Origin of the sequence: Dyadobacter sp. BE31, assembly GCF_031457695.1 — a bacterium.
Lineage (GTDB): Bacteria > Bacteroidota > Bacteroidia > Cytophagales > Spirosomataceae > Dyadobacter.
Map to the genome: position 1 here is coordinate 179,710 of NZ_JAVDXA010000004.1, position 18,646 is coordinate 198,355.

Here is an 18,646-nt window from a genome sequence, read left to right on the forward strand (position 1 = left end):
ATCGACTTTTTATTTTGAGCTTTTGTAGTTTTGGAGCAGCACCTTCGCCGCACGGATGTCATAATCGAACATTTCCGCCTTCTGTTCCGAAATCTTCTCCGTCTCGGGAAGGGCAGGTGCAGCATCCTTTCCGGTCAGGTCCAGGACATTCAGGGCTTGCAAACGGGCATAAGGATTATCGCTTTTCAACGCGTCGGTTAATGCGGCGATGGCCCCCGGTTTATCCGTGCCCGTTACGTAAAGCGCCTCCGCGGCGGCAATGCGCACTGATACTTCCGGATCTTTCAATGCTTTTTGCAATGCAACTTTACCTGATGCGGCTTTTAGCACCGTAAGACCCGTAGCGCCCCAGTAGCGTACGGATGCGTCAGCATCGACCAGCGCCTTGATCAACGCCTGCGTATTAGCGGGATTCCGTGAAGAAGCCTGGTCAGCGATCGCTGCGATCTTGTTCAGATCATACTTGCCGCTTCGCGCATAATCATACAGGGGCGTCGTTTTGGCTATCTCGTAAATAATCGCTTCCGGAATAAAACCGACGTCCTTGTAGCTTTTAATCCACTGTTCATTGGCATTCCGTAACCTCGTCAGCTCCTTCTGGTATTTCGGATCACCTGCAAGGTTATGGATGTTGTGCGGGTCGGCGTCGACGTCAAACAGTTCCTCGGCAGGCTTTTGCTCCCAGAACTTGGATTGCACGGCATTCAGCTTACCTGCTTTGTAAAGGTCCTCCCAGGATTTAACGGAAGGCGCACGCCAGAGATATTCCAGGTACTGTCCGTAGATTTTATTGGGCAAATAATTCCGGATGTATCGAAACTTCTTGTCACGCACCGACCGCGACATATCGATCCGCTCATCCATCCTTCCCCTGAAACCATATGCATAGGACGGCTCCGGCTTCTGCTGCTTACCCAAAAACGCCCCTCCCTGCATATAATCAGGGACTTTGATATCCACCAGACTGAGTACCGTCGGTGCAAAATCCAGGAAAGTAACCAGTCTGTCGGATACGCTACCCTGCTTCTGGGTGGCCAGATGCGCATACTTCGGCGGCAAATGGACGATCAACGGCACATGCAAGCCCGACTCGTACATAAACCGCTTGCTGCGGGCCAGCACACCGCCGTTATCGGCGTAGTAAAATACAATGGTATTCTCGGCCAGGCCTTCGTCTTTTAACTCCTGCAACAACTTGCCAAACTGCCGGTCCATTTCCTCCAACTTATCGTAATACTGCGCCCAGTCGTGTTTCAGCTCGGGCGTTGCGGGGTGGTAAGGCGGCAACGGCACTTTTTCCGGATCGTGTTTCAATGCAGGCAGCGGCTCATGCAGCGAGCTCTCATGCGAAACATTCAGGTTAAAAACGGCAAAAAACGGTTGCCCCGGCTTCCGGTTTTTGTAAGTAGCCTTGTTACTCGATTCGTCCCAGGCATCCAGCTGATCCGGCGTGTTGTAATCCTTCTTGGCATTATTGGTCGTATAATAACCGGCCTCGCGCAAGTATTTCGGGAAAAACTTCACGAACGCGGGCGACGGATACGTACTCCGCATATGCTCAGTCCCGAGCGAGGGCGGGTACATGCCGGTAATGAGCGTGTTACGCGAGGGCGCACACACGGGAGCCGTCGAGAAAGCATTTTTGTAACGAATGCTCTCCGTTGCGAATTGGTCCAGGTTGGGCGTCGTGGCGAACTTATCACCGTAGCTGCCTAGCAGAATGGTGTTGTCCTCGCTCACGATCCAGAGGATGTTAGGCCGGTCCTGCGCCAAGGCCGGACGTAATGCGATGATTAGTATCGCCAGAAGGATTTTGCGGGTCAGTTTGTGCATTTGCATTGTTGTTACATCGCTACGCGATTTTTCGAAAACATTGGCATTGTCCTTTTTTCTAACAATGTTACGTCGCTACGCGACTTAGTCATATCAAATGCCGTCAGGCATGTAATATTGGTAGTATGGAATTGTTACACGCCACCTCGCAAATGCCGTAAGGCATGTAACAACAAATCAAAACCCTCATTTCGCGCCCAAAACCGCCTGCTGCGTCGGTGCGAGGTCGATGGTGACCTTACTGATTTTGCCTGTGAATGCAAAAGGCACTTTGTAAGTATCCCCTACCGGTGTGAGGTCGTCGAAACCTACGTTCACACCCTCGTGCAGGTACAATGCATCCGAAGTTTTAGCGAGTACTCCCTCTCCTACCTTTGCATTATTGACATACAAAGTCACCACCCCACCGCCGTTCTGATCGTACTGGACGCTGGCTTTCAATTCTACTTTGCCGGCGGGCAATGTTGCATTCGATGAGCTTACCACATATTTGTTGCCATCACCCACGGCGTAAGCAAACTGCAATTTCTGATTTTGAATAAAAAAGCTCAATCCGCCTGCCGCGCCGCCCCTCGACAGCAGCACACCCTCCGTTGCCACGCCCGACAATACCGCATCAGCCACGATCGAGAACGAACGTTTTAGTGCGAACGGGCTCGCCACATCTATGATCGTCGACTGTCCCGGGTAAAGCGCTACCTTGTCTACATTATTATACGCAGTAGGTAATGTAAATGGCTCGGTACCATCCTTCAACGGGTATACATTGTATTTCAAAGCCTCACTATCAAACAGTGCTTTCAGCTCCTTCAACTTCGCCGGATTGGAAGCGGCCAGGTCGTTCGTTTCATTGAAATCGTCGTTGAGGTTATAGAGCTCCCATTGGTCTTTTTCAAAATCCTGACCTTTTACGTGCAGGGACCCGGCTTTCCAGCCATCCTTATAAATAGAGCGCGAGCCGCGGATTTCGTAGTATTGAACCGTGTGACGGCTTTTCGCACCCGCATCGTTGAGGCTGTACGCCAGGCTTGTACCTTCTATCGGATCTTGCTTGATGCCGTTCAGTACCACAGGCGCCTTGATATTCAGCAGTTCCAATGTAGTAGGTAAAATATCCGAAACGTGGCCGTACTGGTTGCGAATACCTCCTTTTTCCTTGATGCCTTTGGGATAAAAAACGATGAGCGGGTTGTGCGTGCCGCCTTCCGAATTGGCATCCTGTTTCCAGTGACGGAACGGTACATTGGTGGCAGCAGCCCAGCCCAGCGGATAGTTAACCTTCGAAAACTCGGTACCGATCAGATCGATCTGCTCAATATTCTTTTTCAACCGCTCCTCTTCCGTAATGCCGGTACCGAAGTTGTTGACGGTACCTACAAATGTCCCTTCTTTGCTCGCGCCATTGTCACCTACCGACACGATCACGATGGTGTTATCCAGCTCGCCCGCTTCGCGGATATGGTTAATCACCCGACCAATTTCATAGTCAGTGTATTCCAAAAAGCCTGCATAGGTTTCCATAAACCTTGCATAGAGTTTCTTCTCCTCGGCGCCAAGTGAATTCCAATCTTTTACACCAGGGTTACGCGGCGGTACCTTGGCGGTTTTTGGAACCACACCGAGCCTGATCTGATTCGCCAACACCTGCTCGCGGTAAGCGTCCCAACCCGCATCGAACTTGCCTTTGTATTTATCCGACCATTGCCTGGCCACCTGATGCGGCGCGTGGCCCGCACCGGTTGCTACATACAGGAAAAACGGTTTGTCCGGATTCCCCGACTTCTGGCTGGCGAGGTAACTAATGGCCCGATCCGCGATCAACTCGTTGAAATGCTTACCATCCTGCCGGTCTGCCTCACGGTGCGTGCCTTCCCAAAGCTCAGGGTGCCACTGGTCGATACTGCCGCGCGATGGAAATCCGTAGAACTGCTCAAAGCCGCGCCCGGTAGGCCAGCGGTTGAACGGCCCGGCCGGCGTGAGATCAGCCAGCGGGGTAATGTGCCATTTTCCCAATGCAAATGTGTTGTAGCCATTGTCTTTCAGGATTTCGGCAATGGTACCTTTCTCAAACGGGATGAGCGCGTCGTAACCCGGTGTGCCAATGGCAGTTTCGGGAAAAAGCCCCATGTGCGCCGAATGCTGGTTACGGCCCGTGAGCAGAGACGCACGCGTGGGTGCGCAAATGGCAGTCGTGTGGAAATTGGTATACCGCAAACCATTGTTAGCCAGGCTGTCCAGCGTTGGTGTATTAATCAAACCGCCGAAAGTACTGATGGCACCATAACCGATGTCGTCCAGCAAAATCCAAACCACATTAGGCGAACCTTTTGCGGCCTTCTTCTTCTCCGGCCACGACTGCTGCGTTTCGGCTACTGTCTTACCGATTTTACCCTGGTAAGCGGGCGTCGGGGCATATTGTGCCTGTACACCGCTCGCAGCCAGCACAGCCAGCGCACCGAGCGATAATTGACTCCACGGACGATATATTTTTTTCATCACAAACTGTTTTTGAATGTATTTTAAATCCATATCCAACTCCTATTTGATCGTATTCCAATCCACTACTCCCACTTTCGCGGCCCATTCGAGGTATTCCTTTTCCAACTCCTTCACTTTCTGAGGATAGCGGCCGGCGAGGTTGACGGTTTCACTCCGGTCGGTTTTGAGATCGTACAATTCCCACGGCTGGTTTATTTCCGCTACGAGTTTCCAGTCGGCCTTGCGAATGGCCCGGCTGCCTTCGTGCTCCCAGAAAATGGTTTTCGCCTGCGTGGCCTGAGGTTGTTGAAATAATGGCGTCAGAGAGTTGCCCACGAGCGGAGTGAGTTTTTCATTCGCCAGTGTTTCGGGATACCGGATACCCGCCAATTCAAGCAGCGTGGGCATTACATCGGTAATGTGGCTCACCTGCGTGCTCAATGCATTGCTCCTTATTTTTCCCGGAAACCAGGCGATGAATGGCGAAGCAATACCGCCTTCGTGCGTATTCTTTTTGAAAAGTCTGAACGGCGTATTGCTCGCATTGCCCCAGGGCGGGTCGTAGCTGTCGATCGAATGCACCGAGCCGGGCTCCCCGGTTTTTTGGGTTACATAATTCCATTCCCGGACAGTATCGCCGCTGCCGCCATTGTCGGACAGGAAAATCACGAGAGTATTCCGTTCCCGGCCGATGGCTTTCACTTTGTCGAGAAGCTGCCCGATGCATTGGTCCATCCGGTCGATCATCGCGGCATAAATGGCCATGCGGGTATCCCATTTATCTTTTTCGGCAGCGGATAATGTATTCCATCCGGGTGCCTTCTCGTACCGAGGCGATAGTTTCCATTCTTTTTGAATAATACCCAAAGAAACCAGCTTCCGGTAGCGGGCCTCGCGTAATGCATCCCAACCCAGCAGGTATTTGCCTTTATAGCGGGCAATGTCCTCCGGCAAAGCCTGGATCGGCCAATGCGGCGCATTGTAGGCCAGGTATAAAAAAAATGGATTTTGCTGATCCTTTACGCGGTCAATCGCCTCGACCGCGAAGTCTGTAATGGCTTGTGTGAGATAGCGTGAAGTGTCGTACCGCTGTATTTCGCGGCCGTTTAATTGAAAGGTAACCGTCCGTCCGTCATTGTAAAGCGGCTCGGAGTTGAAATAGCTGCTGCCATTGTTTTGCATTGTAAACGACTGATCGAACCCGCGGTTCACTGCCCAGGCCGACGGTACCAGCCCCACGTGCCATTTCCCCGAAGCAATGGTGTTATAGCCCGCCGTTTTGAGCAGCTGGGCAATGGTAGCGCTGTTTTTACGCAAATATCCCTGGTACGCTGGCGTGCCTTTGTCCTGCACCATGTCGCCCACGCCCGCCTGATGCGGGTACAGGCCCGTGAGCAGGGCCGCACGCGAGGGGCAGCACCGACCACTGTTATAAAATTGCGTAATGCGCAAGCCTTCCTGTGCGAGCTTATCCAGGTTAGGGGTATTAATTTCGGAGCCAAAGCTTCCCAGGTCCGAGAAACCCATATCATCGGCCAGTATCAGCACAATGTTGGGTTTCCCGGACTGCTTCTGCGCCAATCCGGGCATCGGCGAAATGACGGCCAATGCCCAGACCAGACGAATCCAAAAGGAAGTATTTTTATTCATTCAATATTCAAGTCCAACAGATTACAAACCTGGCGCTACTCCCAAAGCGGATTTTGTTTCAACAGTGCGTTGTTGTCGATTTCCGATTGCGGGATCGGGAAAAAGACGTGCTTCGGAGCTGCGTTGGTTTTGCCCACTTTCTGCTGGTTAGCCACAAATGTGCTGTTGTAGTTCGCGTCGCGCTGACGGATCAGGTCAAACCAGCGCTGGTATTCGTAAGTGAGCTCCAAACGACGATCGAGGTACACCGAGTCGCGGAACTGGTCTTTGGTGAGGCCGGTCGTCAGATCGGCCAATCCGGCGCGCTTGCGGACTTTATTCAGCGATTTGTACGCTTTGGTTGTCGGACCGTTCGCCTCGTTTTCGGCCTCGGCGTGAATCAGCAGCAATTCGGCATAGCGGATAATGGGTACGTTGGCCGCCGACTGGTTGGTAACCGCCGTCGAAGCAGGATCGGCCCATTTGTTCCAGAATGGCGTCGAATCGTTCGGTACCGCCGCATTGGCAATCGGAAGCCCGTATTTACGGCCGTTTGAAGGACTGGTAAAGCTTCTCACGAACGTCACATCGCGGCGCTTGTCGCCTGGTTTGAACAACTTATAAATGCTGAAAAACTTGTCGTTGCCCTGCGTGTAATACCGCACCATGTGGGCGTAGTTACCGTTCAGGCCCGGCACACCCGACAGGATCGAACGCGGCCACTCGTTATTACCCTGCGCCAATGAATTGGATTTGAATTGCGCCGAGAAAATGTGCTCCTTGTTGTTCTTGAATGCGGGCAAGAAAACTTCGGCATAATTCGCAACCAGGTCATAACCATAATTACCCGTTCCGCCATCAGCGGCCGACAATGCTTCCTCAGCCTTGTTCACTGCGCTCTGGTATTTCGCGCTCACTTTCAACGGCAGGGAAGCCTGTGTGAGGTACACCTTCGCCAGCAATGCTTTGGCCGCTCCCGCCGTCGCGCGTCCTACGTTAGGCGATGCATAAGTGGCAGGGAGCACCGATGCCGCTTCGGTAAGGTCTTTCTCGATCTGCGCGTAAACGTCGGCAGAAGGAGATTTCGCGATTGCGTAGTCGGCGGCATTCACGTATTTCTGGTATTCGAGGATCAGCGGGACGTCGCCGTACAGGCGCACGAGGTTGAAATAATACAATGCACGCAGGAACTTGGTCTCGCCCAGCAAACGTGTTTTCAATGCCTCGTCAAACTGAATGGCGGGTACTTTCTCCAAAACCACATTCGCCTTCTTGATCGCCGCGTAATGCTGCTGCCAGAGCTCGTAAATACGCAGGTTGGTCGACGAATGCGCCAGTACCGACAGCGAACGCACGTCGGGGTTGGTTGCACCCGGTCCCGGATCCTCGTCGTCACCGGCCATGTTCATGCCCGTATTAAAAAGTGTATTATAAGGCGTCTGTACGGACGAACCGCCGGAATTCAGGAAGAAATACACCGCATTCACGGCATTCACCGCGTCGGCCTGCGTTTTGTAGTATTGGTCTTCCGACAAAAATGCCTCGGGCTCCTCTTTCAGGAATTCTTCGCACGATAGCGAAGCGAATGCCGTGAAGCCCAACAGAATATATTTAAATGCTTTCATTTCAATCAATTTTGGAATGGTGGTTATCAGAATGTGAGGGACAGACCCACCTGGTAAGATTTGTTGTTAGGATACACACCCTGGTCTACGCCTTTGTTGATCAGCGATTGGCCGTTCAAGCTCACTTCGGGATCGAAGCCGGTATATTTCGTCCAGGTTTTCGGGTTCTGTGCGGACACATACACACGCAGGTTCTCGATACGCAGTTTGGAAAGCAACTCTTTCGGGAAGGTGTAGCCGAACGAGAGGTTTTTCAAACGGTAGTAGGTCGCATCCTCGATAAACCGGTCGGAAATGGTGATGGCTGGATCTTGATAAGCCGCTTTCACGTCGGTATTGGTGTTGGTAGGCGTCCAGCGGTCGAGCAGCACGGTCGAGCCGTTTACGTAGCCCGTTCCCAATTCGAGGTTTGCGCGGTTGGCATTGTACAACTTGCCGCCCAGCGACGCCTGGAAGAAAATCGTCAAATCGAAACCTTTGTAATTGAATGTGTTGGTAATACCACCCGTCAACGCAGGTTGGTTTTTGATCACTACACGATCGCCTGCCTGCGTAATGACGCCATCGCCATTGATATCCTTGTACTTCTGCCCACCCGGGTTTTTGTTTTGCTGAGGGGTCAATGGCGCGTCACCTTCCTGAATAATTCCGTCGGTTTTGTACACGATGAACGATCCGAGCGGATAGCCCACCTTGGCAATAGACGGGTTGGAAATCACGGGAATGATCTGGTCTACACCGTCGCCGAGGCCCAGGATTTTGTTGGTGTTTTTAGAAACAATGAAAATCGTGTTCCATTTGAATGCGCCTTCCGTGTTTCTTGAATTGATATACAATTCCACACCCTGGTTAGAAACCGCGCCGATGTTCTGGTAAACTACCGAAGCCTGGCCATTGTAGAAATCCGACAGACCTGACGTGCCTGGCACCGTGCGGGTCAGGAGCAGATCAGTGGTTTTCTTGTAATAGTAATCCGCGATAATGTTAATGCGGTTTTTGAACAACCCAAGGTCAATACCGAAGTCCGTCTGGAATGTCTTTTCCCAACCGAGGTTAGGATTAGGCACGGTATTCGGCGCGAAACCTGAAACGGTGGTATTAGAGAAGTTGTAGCGGAAGTAAGCCAGCTGCGAAAGCGATTGGTAGGCAGGGATATTCTGGTTACCAGTCTGTCCGGCGCTCAAACGCAGTTTCAGCAAGCTTATCTTTTTGAAACGCTGGAAGAATTTCTCCTCGTTCACGTTCCAGCCGATCGCCGCCGACGGAAAATAGCCCCATTTGTTGCCGCTACCGAATTTGGAAGAGCCATCCGCGCGGAATGTTACCGTAAACAGGTAACGCTCGTCGAAAATGTAGTTGACACGACCGAGGTACGAAGCCAGCGACCATTTGTTGGCCAATGAACGCGGGGCGACGCTGGTGATACCCGTTGCCAGGTTGTTGTATTCAAATGCATCTGTGGCGAAACCGGCTGCTTCGGCAATAGCGCCTTTACTTTCCGATACCTGCGCCGTAAAACCAGCTACCGCGTTGATCTTGTTCTTTTCGTTAAATTCTTTATCGTAGCTGATCGTGTTCTCATTCAACCAGTTGCTTGTAAAAATCGAACCTACGATAGCATCGCCGCTTAGCGCCTGACCTTCGGCGGTGGTGCTTGGCAAATAGCGGTTCTGCTTGTTGCCTACGATATCGGCGCCTACGAGCACTTTGGCCTTCAAACCGTCTGCAATCGTATATTCGGCCGAAACATTACCCAGGAAACGGTTGGTAATGGTTTCGTTCAGCTGATTGTAGAGCGAGTTGATGGGGTTCTGTAATGCAGATTCAAATGGGCTGTTCACGACAAAAGTGCCATTATCCTGATAAATTGGCAACGAGGGAGGCGTTTGCAGCAGGTTACCAACAATGGCAGTCGGTGCCACATTGGCTTTGGTATTGCTCGCATTCAGGCTGGTAAAAATGCGAAGACGGTCGCTGTACTGGTGGTCCAGGTTAATGCGTGCCGAGAAACGACGGAAATCAGTGTTTTGCAGGATACCATTCTGTTTGAAATAGTTACCCGAAATCGCAAGCTTCGTTTTATCCGATCCCGAAAGAATGGAAAGGTTGTGGCTCTGGATGGAAGCGCTGCGGAATGCGGCATCCTGCCAGTCGGTACCTGCGCCGGTTGTATCCAGCGAATAGCCTGAAATGGTTGGAATGGAAGCGGTTTTGCCGGAGTTCGCAGCTGCGTCTTTTCTGAGCTGCCACCATTGCGCCGCATTCAGCAAGGGAATTGTGCGGAGTACTTTCTGCGAGCCGTAATAGGCATCGTAGTTAACGGATGATTTATTCTTCGCGCCGCTCTTGGTGGTGATAATAACCACACCGTTCGCACCGCGCGAGCCATAAATAGCTGTCGCAGAGGCATCTTTTAAAACGTCGATATTCTCGATATCGGCCGTATTAATGGAAGAAAGCGGGTTGATTTTCGAACCGTCGGTTACGCCGGCGTCGGTAAGGCCGTAGTCGTTATTGATCGGGAAACCGTCGATTACGTACAACGGATCGCTACCGGCTGTGATGGAGTTGTTCCCGCGTATCTGCACGCTCACGCCCCCTCCCGGCTGCCCGGAAGTCTGCGTGACCACCGCTCCCGCGACAGAACCCTGCAAAAGACGTTCGACAGAAGCGACAGGCTGGCTTTTGATCTCGATCGGAACAGAGGCTACCGATCCCGTAATATCCTTCCGTTTCTGCTCACCGTATCCTACCACCACGACTTCGTCGAGCAGGTTAGCGGTTTTCAAAACGATTTCCACGGCCTCGGAAGGCTGTTCATAAATCTCGATTTCCTGTTGCTGGAAACCCGTAATGCTGATTTGCAATGTAAACGGAAACTCTTTGGCCGGCGGGATACTGAACTTCCCGTCGATATCCGTCAAGGCATATTTGGCGGAACCCTTCTCGACCACCGTCGCGCCGGGCAATCCCTGCCCCGACTCGTCTTTTACCACGCCCGTAATGGCGTCCTGCGCCGCGGCACGGTAAAAACCTGTGAATACCAAGCCCGTCAACAAGAACAGGCGGAATAGATGTTTGATCATTATTTGTGGTGAATAAAATGGATACTCGAGGCACAAGAGGGCTTACCTTCATGCATATACGCAGCCACAAGCAAGCCATGCCTGAATGGTACGGATACACGGGAAGTTCATGATCTGCATATGCCTCATATGCGGATCAGCGGATCACTGAATATTCAGAAAATCGTCAGGGAGTCAACAACATGGACAGCACGGAGCTGTGAAACGGGGACAATTAGAAACCACCATCCTCTCGAAAGCCGGCCTTCCCGGCACGGATAGCTCCGAAGATTGGATAAGAAGTACATCTTTCGCTTTCATAGGTACGATACGAAGTTTGAACAAATGTTTTGCCGGACTGGTGGTTAATCAGGCAAAGTCATTTTATATAGTCTATAAATATGATAGACAAAGTAAACTTATTGAAAATTAAAACGCAAGGGTTTTGAAAGAGAAACTTTGAAGGAAGCAGTATTTATTGTCAGATTATCAGATTTTTACAATTCAAACGCCGACTTATCCAACTTTTCGATGTGTTGTCACTGTTCCGACACGTTTGTCGGGATGTAAACGTGAAAAACCGAGCCCACGCCGGGTGTACCTTCGGCGGTAATGTAACCGTGGTGGTTCTGCGCGATTTTCTTGCAGATAGCCAGACCGATACCCGTGCCTTCGTACTCGTTCCTTCCGTGCAGTCGCTGGAAGAGGTCGAATATCCGGTTTTCGTAACGCTGATCGAACCCGATACCATTGTCGGTCACGCTGATCCGGCAGAAGGCCCCCTGCCCGTGCTTGTCCTCTACCATATCATACCCTACACGTACGATTGGCCTGCGGTCCGGGCTGCTGTACTTAATGCCATTGCCGATGAGGTTCTGTAAAAGCTGATGAAACTGGACCGGGATTACAGGCAAAACCGGCATCCGCTGGACCTCAACTACCGCGTCTTTCTCCGTGATCAGCTGTTCCAGGTCGCTTTTCACCTCGTCCACAATGCTGTTCAGGTCGGTTTCCACGAATCTGAAATTAACCCCGCTGGTCCCGGAATAGCTCAGCAATGCCTCGATCAGCTTTTGCATACGTACCGACGCCGCGATGATGCGTGCAAAGTAATCGTTCGTGCTGTCCGAAAAATACTGGGATTCCCTTTCCAGGATCCGGCTGCTGAATGCCCGGATTTTGCGTAACGGCTCCTGCAAATCGTGCGATGCCACGTAACTGAACGACGCCAGTTCTTCATTGTTCCGGCGCAGTTCCATGTTCTTTTTGTGCAGGGCATCGCTGAGCTCGCTATCCTTGGTCACATCCTGCAATGCGCCGATCATCAGATGGTTCTCCCCTTCCTGGATGAAGTTTCCGCTCAGCCGGAAATGCTTGACATCACCGTTTTTGGCGATAACGCGGTAGGTATTCTGCACAATCACCTTCGTTTCATAAGCGCGGATTCCGTCGCGGATCGCCTGGTGGCGGTCTTCGGGATGAAGAAACGACAGAAACTGTTCGAAAGAAGGAATAAATTCCTGCGGCTGGTAACCGATCAGCCTGTACAAATTATCGGAACATTCAAGTTCATTCGTCGCCACATTCCAGGCATAGCTGCCGATGTTGGCATTCTCTTCCGAATGTTTGAAAATCGAATTTTGTATCGCCAGCTGCCGGTTCAGATCTTTGAGTTGCAGATCGGATTTGAGTTCTTCCGATATATTTCTCGTCGTTACGGTCACGCTGTCGTTAAGTTTTTCAACAGAAGCTTCGTACCAGATGATATCGCCGTCCTTTCTCACATCGATCTGATAATGATCCGGCTGGCCTGTTTCCAGGCATTTCACCAGCTTTTCAAACACCCCATTTCTGAAAATACCGGGGTACACCTCGCTGCACGTTTTTCCCGCAAGACGCCAACCCTCCGCCGTGTCTTGTGCAAACCGGTCCTCGTTGGAATACACAATGCGGAAATCCATGATCCGGCCATCCGGGTTGCGTACAGGCTCATAGGAGGCAATACTGTTTCCGGTTGTGTTCAGGATCGATTGCAGAAATTGCTCCGAGTGTTTCAGCTGCCGCGTGCGTTCCTCGACCTGCATTTCCATCTGCTCCGAAAACATGATCTGGTCATGAATATCCATACAGCCGCCGACATACCCGATAAAAGTGCCGGTGGAAGTGTAGCGGGGAACGCCCTTATCGGAAATCCATCGGTACTGCCCGTCATGCCGGCGCAAGCGGTAATCCATACTGAACTCCTTGCGCGCGTCGAAATGTGAAATGTAGATAGCGAGGCATCTTTCCAGGTCGTCGGGATGGACGCCCTCGGCCCAACCATTTCCGAGCTCCTGCTCCATGGTGCGGCCTGTGAAATCGAGCCAGCCTTTATTAAAGAAGTAGCAAAGCTTATCCGGAGCCGAAAGCCAGATCAGCACCGGGGCAGTATCCGCAATGGCGCGAAAACGTCCCTCCATTTCCTGTATATATGCGAGTGTATCGCCCCCGCCGGTTTGACCCAGCCGGGCCTTGTCCAATTCCGCCTCGAGTTCCTCAATGCGTTTTCTCAACGCATCCGTTTCTGCGTTCATATACAGGTTTTCGCCATTTCAATGCCCACCAATTTACGCGTGCAACGGCAGAATACCAACATATCCATTCTTACCGCTTAAAAAGTTTTCAGCACAAAGGATTTTGTAAAAGAGTAAGCAAAGTTCTTTTAAGGGTTTTGAGATTCGGAAAATGTCTTAATTTTATACGAATTAATTCTATACATCCGATATGCAATCCAAGTTCACCCCTGAATCGCTCGATATGGTCATCGCCGGTATCAATGCAGGGATATGGGACTGGGTTTTTGCAACGAACAAACAGGTTTGGTCGGACCGCTTTTTCGAATTGCTCGGTTACCAGCCGGACGAGATACCAACTGGTTATGAGGAATTTACTGAAATACTGGTCCATCCCGACGACAAGCAGATCGTCGCCGACGCTATCCGCGAACAGTTTGAAAACAACGTTCCCTACCTGGTTCACGTACGGCTCAAAACGAAGCATAACGGCTACCGTTATTTCGAATGCCGCGGCACGGTACGGTTTGAGGACGGCAAACCCGAAAGGATGGTGGGCTCGGTAAGCGATATTCACGACGACATCATGCAGCAGGAGCAGCCGGGCAAGCTTGATGGCGTTTTGCAGGATCTCACGCAGCGAAAGATCGTGGAAGAAAAGCTGAGCGTGATATTTCAGTATTCTACCGACGCCCATTTGCTGCTGGATGAACACGGGATCATGGATTGCAACGAGGCGGCGGTGAAAATGCTGAGATGCAAAAACAAAAGCGAACTGCTGTCGATCCACCCTGCCAGGTTTTCACCCGAGTTCCAGCCCGACGGCCGGCGCTCCTCGGAAAAGTCTGTGGAAATGGACCGGCTGGCATATGAAAACGGATATAACCGCTTCGAATGGATCCACCGGCGAATGGACGGCGAAGAATTCCCGGTGGAAGTTACGCTCAATCCCGTGCTAATCAGCAACAAAAAGGTACTCCTGGTGGTGTGGCACGACATTACCCACCGCAAACGCGCGGAAGAACTGATCCGCCGCAACGAGGCCATGCTCGCCGAATCGCAACAGCTCACACACAGTGGAAGCTGGGAAGCCGACCTTATCACCGGCCAGAACTATTGGTCCGACGAAGCATTCCGCATTTTTGGCCTCGAACCGGGCAGCACCGGCCCAGACACCGAGCTGTTTTCGAATATGATCCACCCCGACGATATGCCGCTGTACAAGTCGCATATCCGCGATGCGATCAACCACCTGGCGCCCGCGAGCTTCGACCTCCGCATTGTCCTGCCCGATGGTCGGGTGAAATTCATTCACGCCATCGGAAAACCATTTACCGATGCAACCGGCAGGGTAACGAAGCTCTACGGCGCGATTATGGACATCGACGAACAGAAGAAAGCAGAACAGGAACTAATTAAAGCCAAGGAACAGGCCGAAATGGCGGGAATCGCCAAATCGCAGTTTCTTTCGACGATGAGTCACGAGATACGGACACCTATGAACGCAGTGATCGGGTTCACGCATTTGCTGCTGCAACAGAACCCGAAGCCGGAGCAGATGGAGTATCTCAACATCCTCAAATTCTCGGCCGAAAACCTGCTGGTGCTGATCAACGACATTCTGGATTTCAGCAAGATAGAAGCCGGAAAGATCGAATTCGAGGAGGTGGATTTCAACGTCCTTCAACTGCTGGAAAACATCCGGTCGGGGATTCTCCAAAAAGCCAACGAAAAAGGCATCTTGCTGAAACTGAAAGTCAGCAACGACGTCAATATTACGGTCGTAGGCGATCCTACTCGGTTGGGCCAGATCCTGACGAACTTAGTCAGCAACGCCGTAAAATTCACGGAAAGCGGCAAAGTGACCATTTCAGCGACCATCGCGGAGCAACGGGACGACAGGGTCACCATCGACTTTCGCGTAGAGGATACCGGCATCGGCATACCGCCCGAAAAACTCGACAACATCTTCGACAGCTTCACGCAGGCAACTTCCGACACGACCCGCAAATACGGGGGGTCGGGTCTCGGCCTGACGATCACCAAACGGCTTCTGGAACTGCAAAACAGCCAGATCCACGTCGAAAGCGAGCCGGGCAACGGGTCGGCATTCTATTTCAGCCTGTCGTTCCCGATCAGCCAAAAACACCTCACCGGGCAATCCAACGGCGCACCCGCACACCATTTCAATCTGAACGGCATGAAGTTGCTCATTGTCGAGGACAACAACATCAACGTCTTGCTGATGAAGAACTTTATGAGACAATGGGATGTCAAATACGACCTCGCCGAAAACGGCCTGGTTGCCCTCGAAAAGGTGCAGTCCAACGATTACGACCTCGTGCTCATGGACCTACAAATGCCTGAAATGGACGGCTACGAAGCCACACGGCACATCCGCCAGCTACCCGGCGAAAAGTATCAGCGCCTGCCCATCATCGCGTTGACCGCCTCTGCCATGATGGATATTAAGGATATTGCGTTCACGGTGGGAATGAACGATTACATCAGCAAGCCGTTCTCACCTGCGGAGCTGTATGCGAAGATTGCCGCCTACCGGAAAAAGTAGGATGCCCGTCCCAGCGAATCAGGCGCCTTGATCATCTTCTTCAAATACTTGTTATCAAAATTTGACTCCACCCTCCGGTAATAGGATGGCCGGAAGCGCTGATATTGAGGAAAATTTCTCTTCCTATTTTCTTCCCCGAACAGCCACGAATCACAGAATCGTAAAATCAGACAAATCAGCAGTAGCACGACAGCCCAAACAGGTGATTTCACGCGCTGTGTCATAAATTAGGATTTAAGATTTTGGCCGGACGTATATATCCTTCGCCAAATTTTCGACATCCCCGGCGACACACAGAAATCTATTTACCACCCGGCGGAAAGCGATGAGTAATCGATATTTATACTCATTCCCTACTGAACACTTATCACTTTACCAAAACTGGATTTTTGCCGCAGGCTATTTAATCGGAAGCCGATCATTCATCGCGCGCAACGTTTTGTTGGAAACCCGGCGATATTTCCATCGGAATTAAGGAAATCACACAAAACATTTTACACACATGAAACAATTAGCCGCTCATTTATCGGGCTATTTAAAAACCGCCACCGCCCCGACGCCGCCGAGTTCAAAAGCATTTCCCCGTAGACCCAAAGTCATATTCGTCATACTGCTGTCGGTTAGCCTGCTAATGTTGTTCAAGCCCCAGTCCGCCAACGCGCAGGCGCCGCAGCAGTTTAGTTTTCAAGGGGTGGCTAGGGGGGCTGACGGGAAAGCTGTTTCTAATGCGACCGTTTCCGTCCGGATCAAAATACACAAGGATGGCCCTAACGGAGAAGTAGTATTTTCTGAAACCCAAATTGTCGAAACCAACTCCGTCGGCGTTTTTACCTTGATAATTGGGGGGCTAATTGGAGGCTTGGATGATATTAATTGGGGCTCAGATAATTGCTTTATACAAACCGAAATTGATCTTTCTGGTGGAGCCAATTTTACCGACCTCGGGACTACTCAGCTAAAAAGTGTCCCGTACGCGCTCGCTTCGCGACAATGGGTTAACAATATACCGGTTATGCAGACCGGAGTTATTGGCTCAGGGCCGACACTACCCACGCCGTCAGTGGGAGCAAATTTAATCTGGTATCCTAAAAAAGCTGCTTTTAGAGTGGGTTCCATTACGCTCAGCCCTCTCTGGGAGGATGCAAGCATAGGATTAAACTCATTTGCTACCGGTAAAAATTCTGTTGCGTTGGGAGAAAACTCCTTCGCAGCTGGACATTTTTCCAACGCCGGCGGCATATCGTCCTTTGCCATGGGTAATGCGGCGTATGCCAACGGGGATTTCTCATTTTCCGCAGGTCGGCAATCAACCGCACTGGCACAAAGTTCCATCGCACTGGGTGAAAGCATTTATGCAAAATCCGTCGGATCGGTAGCTCTTGGTATGTACAACAATATCTCCGATCCGACAGGAGACCCGCTTCCCACCGACCGAATATTCCAGTTAGGGAATGGAACATCGGACGCCAACAAATCAAATGCAATAACTGTATTAAGAAATGGAAACGTAGGCATTGGCAACAGCATCCTAGCACCAGAATATCTCCTCGATATTGCCGGGAGAATGCGTATCCGGAATAACGGTCAAACAGCAGGCATCCAATTTAATAACTCCGCTAATAATGCTGACGGTTTTGTGGGAATGAAAACAGATGATGAAATCGGCTTTTATGTCAACAATGGTTGGCGATTTTGGGTAAATGGCTCCAACGCTTATGTCAACGGAGCTTTGGTAAGTACTTCGGACAGGCGATTAAAAAAGCAAATCACCACATTGACCGGAAGTTTACCGTTACTTATAAGGTTAAATGGCTATCACTACTACTGGAAAGATCTCAAACTGGGCACATCATTGCAAACCGGTTTGATCGCACAGCAAGTAGAAGAAAGGTTTCCGGAGTTGGTTACAACAAACAAGGACGGTTACAAGGCCGTCAACTACATCGGCCTTATTCCCCACCTGATCGAAGCCGTCAAAGAACTCGACAAAAAGACCGAGGAAATCGCCACCCTGAAAAAAGAACTGGCCTCGGTGCAGGAAATGAATAAAAAACTCAGCGCATTGGAAGCCAGCGTCAAAGAGCTGTTGGCAGGAAAATCAGCCACCTCAACCCAAACCAGCAAATGAAAAAACTTCTAACCATTACCGCCATCACTTTATGCGCATATCATACGCGGGCACAGCAAATTTCACCCGGGGCACTTTACGCCGCCAGTGGCTCCGGGTCGGCCAATGGCGTGAGCGTCAGCTGGGTATTGGGCAGCCTCAACACGTTTTCAGATTTATCCGTGCTTCCGGTGAGGCTGATCAGTTTCAAGGGACAAGTGAACGCTGCCGGCCTTGCCGAGTTGCATTGGAAAACTGCCGAGGAAGCGAACAACTTAGGCTTCGAGATACAGAAGTCACCGGATGGTAAAAACTGGGAGTTGCTGGGCTGGGTAGACGGGGCTATTAATTCCACCACGGAGAAAAGTTACCAGTATGTCGATCGGGAGTTTGTGACGACCAGCTATTACCGGCTAAGGCAGGTGGATTCCGACGATTCCTACACGTACAGCAGGATCATTCGCATCGTTCCAGAAAAAGAAAGTCTCGACAGATTCTACGTTTATCCTAATCCGTCACACGAGAGCAAAGTAAAAGTGCAGATGCCCGAACGGACACAAAGGTTAATACTTTTCGACCAGCTCGGTAGCAAACTAGGCCAATTCGAAACCCCTGACACAAACCATATCATCACATTACCGCATCCCGGATCATTCATGCTTCAAATCGACACACCGGTAGGAAGCAAAACAACAAAGCTGATTTTTCACTGAGGGTTAACTGGGGTTTATACAGAGGCCGCTATTTTGGCGGTCTCTGTTTTGTTTGACCATTTAAAATCCCAAAGA

Annotated in this window: 9 protein-coding genes; 3 read left to right on the plus strand and 6 right to left on the minus strand. The window is 51.1% G+C overall.

All coding sequences use genetic code 11. The annotated features are described in order from the left end of the window. Positions 1–9: 9 nt before the first annotated feature. From J2Y43_RS21475 to J2Y43_RS21500, 6 genes are all read right to left on the minus strand, one after another. On the minus strand, positions 10–1,833 hold the full coding sequence (locus tag J2Y43_RS21475) for a sulfatase-like hydrolase/transferase (RefSeq protein WP_309987661.1): 1,824 nt from the start codon (positions 1,831–1,833) through the stop codon (positions 10–12). 186 nt (positions 1,834–2,019) lie between these two features. After that, entirely contained in the window at positions 2,020–4,329 is a 2,310-nt protein-coding gene (locus tag J2Y43_RS21480) for an arylsulfatase (RefSeq protein WP_309987658.1), read from the minus strand. A 42-nt stretch (positions 4,330–4,371) separates the two neighbouring features. Then, on the minus strand, positions 4,372–5,961 hold the full coding sequence (locus J2Y43_RS21485) for an arylsulfatase (protein WP_309987655.1): 1,590 nt from the start codon (positions 5,959–5,961) through the stop codon (positions 4,372–4,374). A gap of 35 nt (positions 5,962–5,996) precedes the next feature. Beyond that, positions 5,997–7,565, minus strand: coding sequence for a RagB/SusD family nutrient uptake outer membrane protein (locus J2Y43_RS21490; protein ID WP_309987651.1), 1,569 nt, complete (start codon positions 7,563–7,565; stop codon positions 5,997–5,999). Positions 7,566–7,591: 26 nt separating this feature from the next. Continuing rightward, the gene (locus J2Y43_RS21495) at positions 7,592–10,651 is read right to left on the minus strand and encodes a TonB-dependent receptor (RefSeq protein WP_309987647.1); all 3,060 of its coding nucleotides are present in this window, start codon (positions 10,649–10,651) and stop codon (positions 7,592–7,594) included. Between the two features lie 518 nt (positions 10,652–11,169). Beyond that, positions 11,170–13,203: a PAS domain-containing protein gene (locus tag J2Y43_RS21500; protein ID WP_309987643.1), complete on the minus strand. Its 2,034-nt coding sequence runs from the start codon at positions 13,201–13,203 to the stop codon at positions 11,170–11,172. Positions 13,204–13,393: 190 nt separating this feature from the next. Here J2Y43_RS21500 and J2Y43_RS21505 point away from each other — a divergent pair, with 190 nt between their 5' ends. From J2Y43_RS21505 to J2Y43_RS21515, 3 genes are all read left to right on the plus strand, one after another. Continuing rightward, positions 13,394–15,751, plus strand: coding sequence for a PAS domain-containing protein (locus J2Y43_RS21505; protein ID WP_309987640.1), 2,358 nt, complete (start codon positions 13,394–13,396; stop codon positions 15,749–15,751). 502 nt (positions 15,752–16,253) lie between these two features. Beyond that, complete coding sequence (locus J2Y43_RS21510; protein ID WP_309987635.1) at positions 16,254–17,879, plus strand: tail fiber domain-containing protein; 1,626 nt, start codon at positions 16,254–16,256, stop codon at positions 17,877–17,879. Continuing rightward, complete coding sequence (locus J2Y43_RS21515) at positions 17,876–18,571, plus strand: T9SS type A sorting domain-containing protein (protein WP_309987630.1); 696 nt, start codon at positions 17,876–17,878, stop codon at positions 18,569–18,571. Before J2Y43_RS21510 ends, J2Y43_RS21515 begins: the two co-directional genes overlap by 4 nt. The last annotated feature ends 75 nt before the right edge of the window (positions 18,572–18,646 follow it).

What these genes read in the sequence shown, in the direction of transcription:
- J2Y43_RS21475 (WP_309987661.1), bottom strand. Translation starts at nt 1,833, where the DNA reads ATGCACAAACTGACCCGCAAAATCCTTCTGGCGATACTAATCATCGCA.
- J2Y43_RS21480 (WP_309987658.1), bottom strand. Translation starts at nt 4,329, where the DNA reads ATGAAAAAAATATATCGTCCGTGGAGTCAATTATCGCTCGGTGCGCTG.
- J2Y43_RS21485 (WP_309987655.1), bottom strand. Translation starts at nt 5,961, where the DNA reads ATGAATAAAAATACTTCCTTTTGGATTCGTCTGGTCTGGGCATTGGCC.
- J2Y43_RS21490 (WP_309987651.1), bottom strand. Translation starts at nt 7,565, where the DNA reads ATGAAAGCATTTAAATATATTCTGTTGGGCTTCACGGCATTCGCTTCG.
- J2Y43_RS21495 (WP_309987647.1), bottom strand. Translation starts at nt 10,651, where the DNA reads ATGATCAAACATCTATTCCGCCTGTTCTTGTTGACGGGCTTGGTATTC.
- J2Y43_RS21500 (WP_309987643.1), bottom strand. Translation starts at nt 13,203, where the DNA reads ATGAACGCAGAAACGGATGCGTTGAGAAAACGCATTGAGGAACTCGAG.
- J2Y43_RS21505 (WP_309987640.1), top strand. Translation starts at nt 13,394, where the DNA reads ATGCAATCCAAGTTCACCCCTGAATCGCTCGATATGGTCATCGCCGGT.
- J2Y43_RS21510 (WP_309987635.1), top strand. Translation starts at nt 16,254, where the DNA reads ATGAAACAATTAGCCGCTCATTTATCGGGCTATTTAAAAACCGCCACC.
- J2Y43_RS21515 (WP_309987630.1), top strand. Translation starts at nt 17,876, where the DNA reads ATGAAAAAACTTCTAACCATTACCGCCATCACTTTATGCGCATATCAT.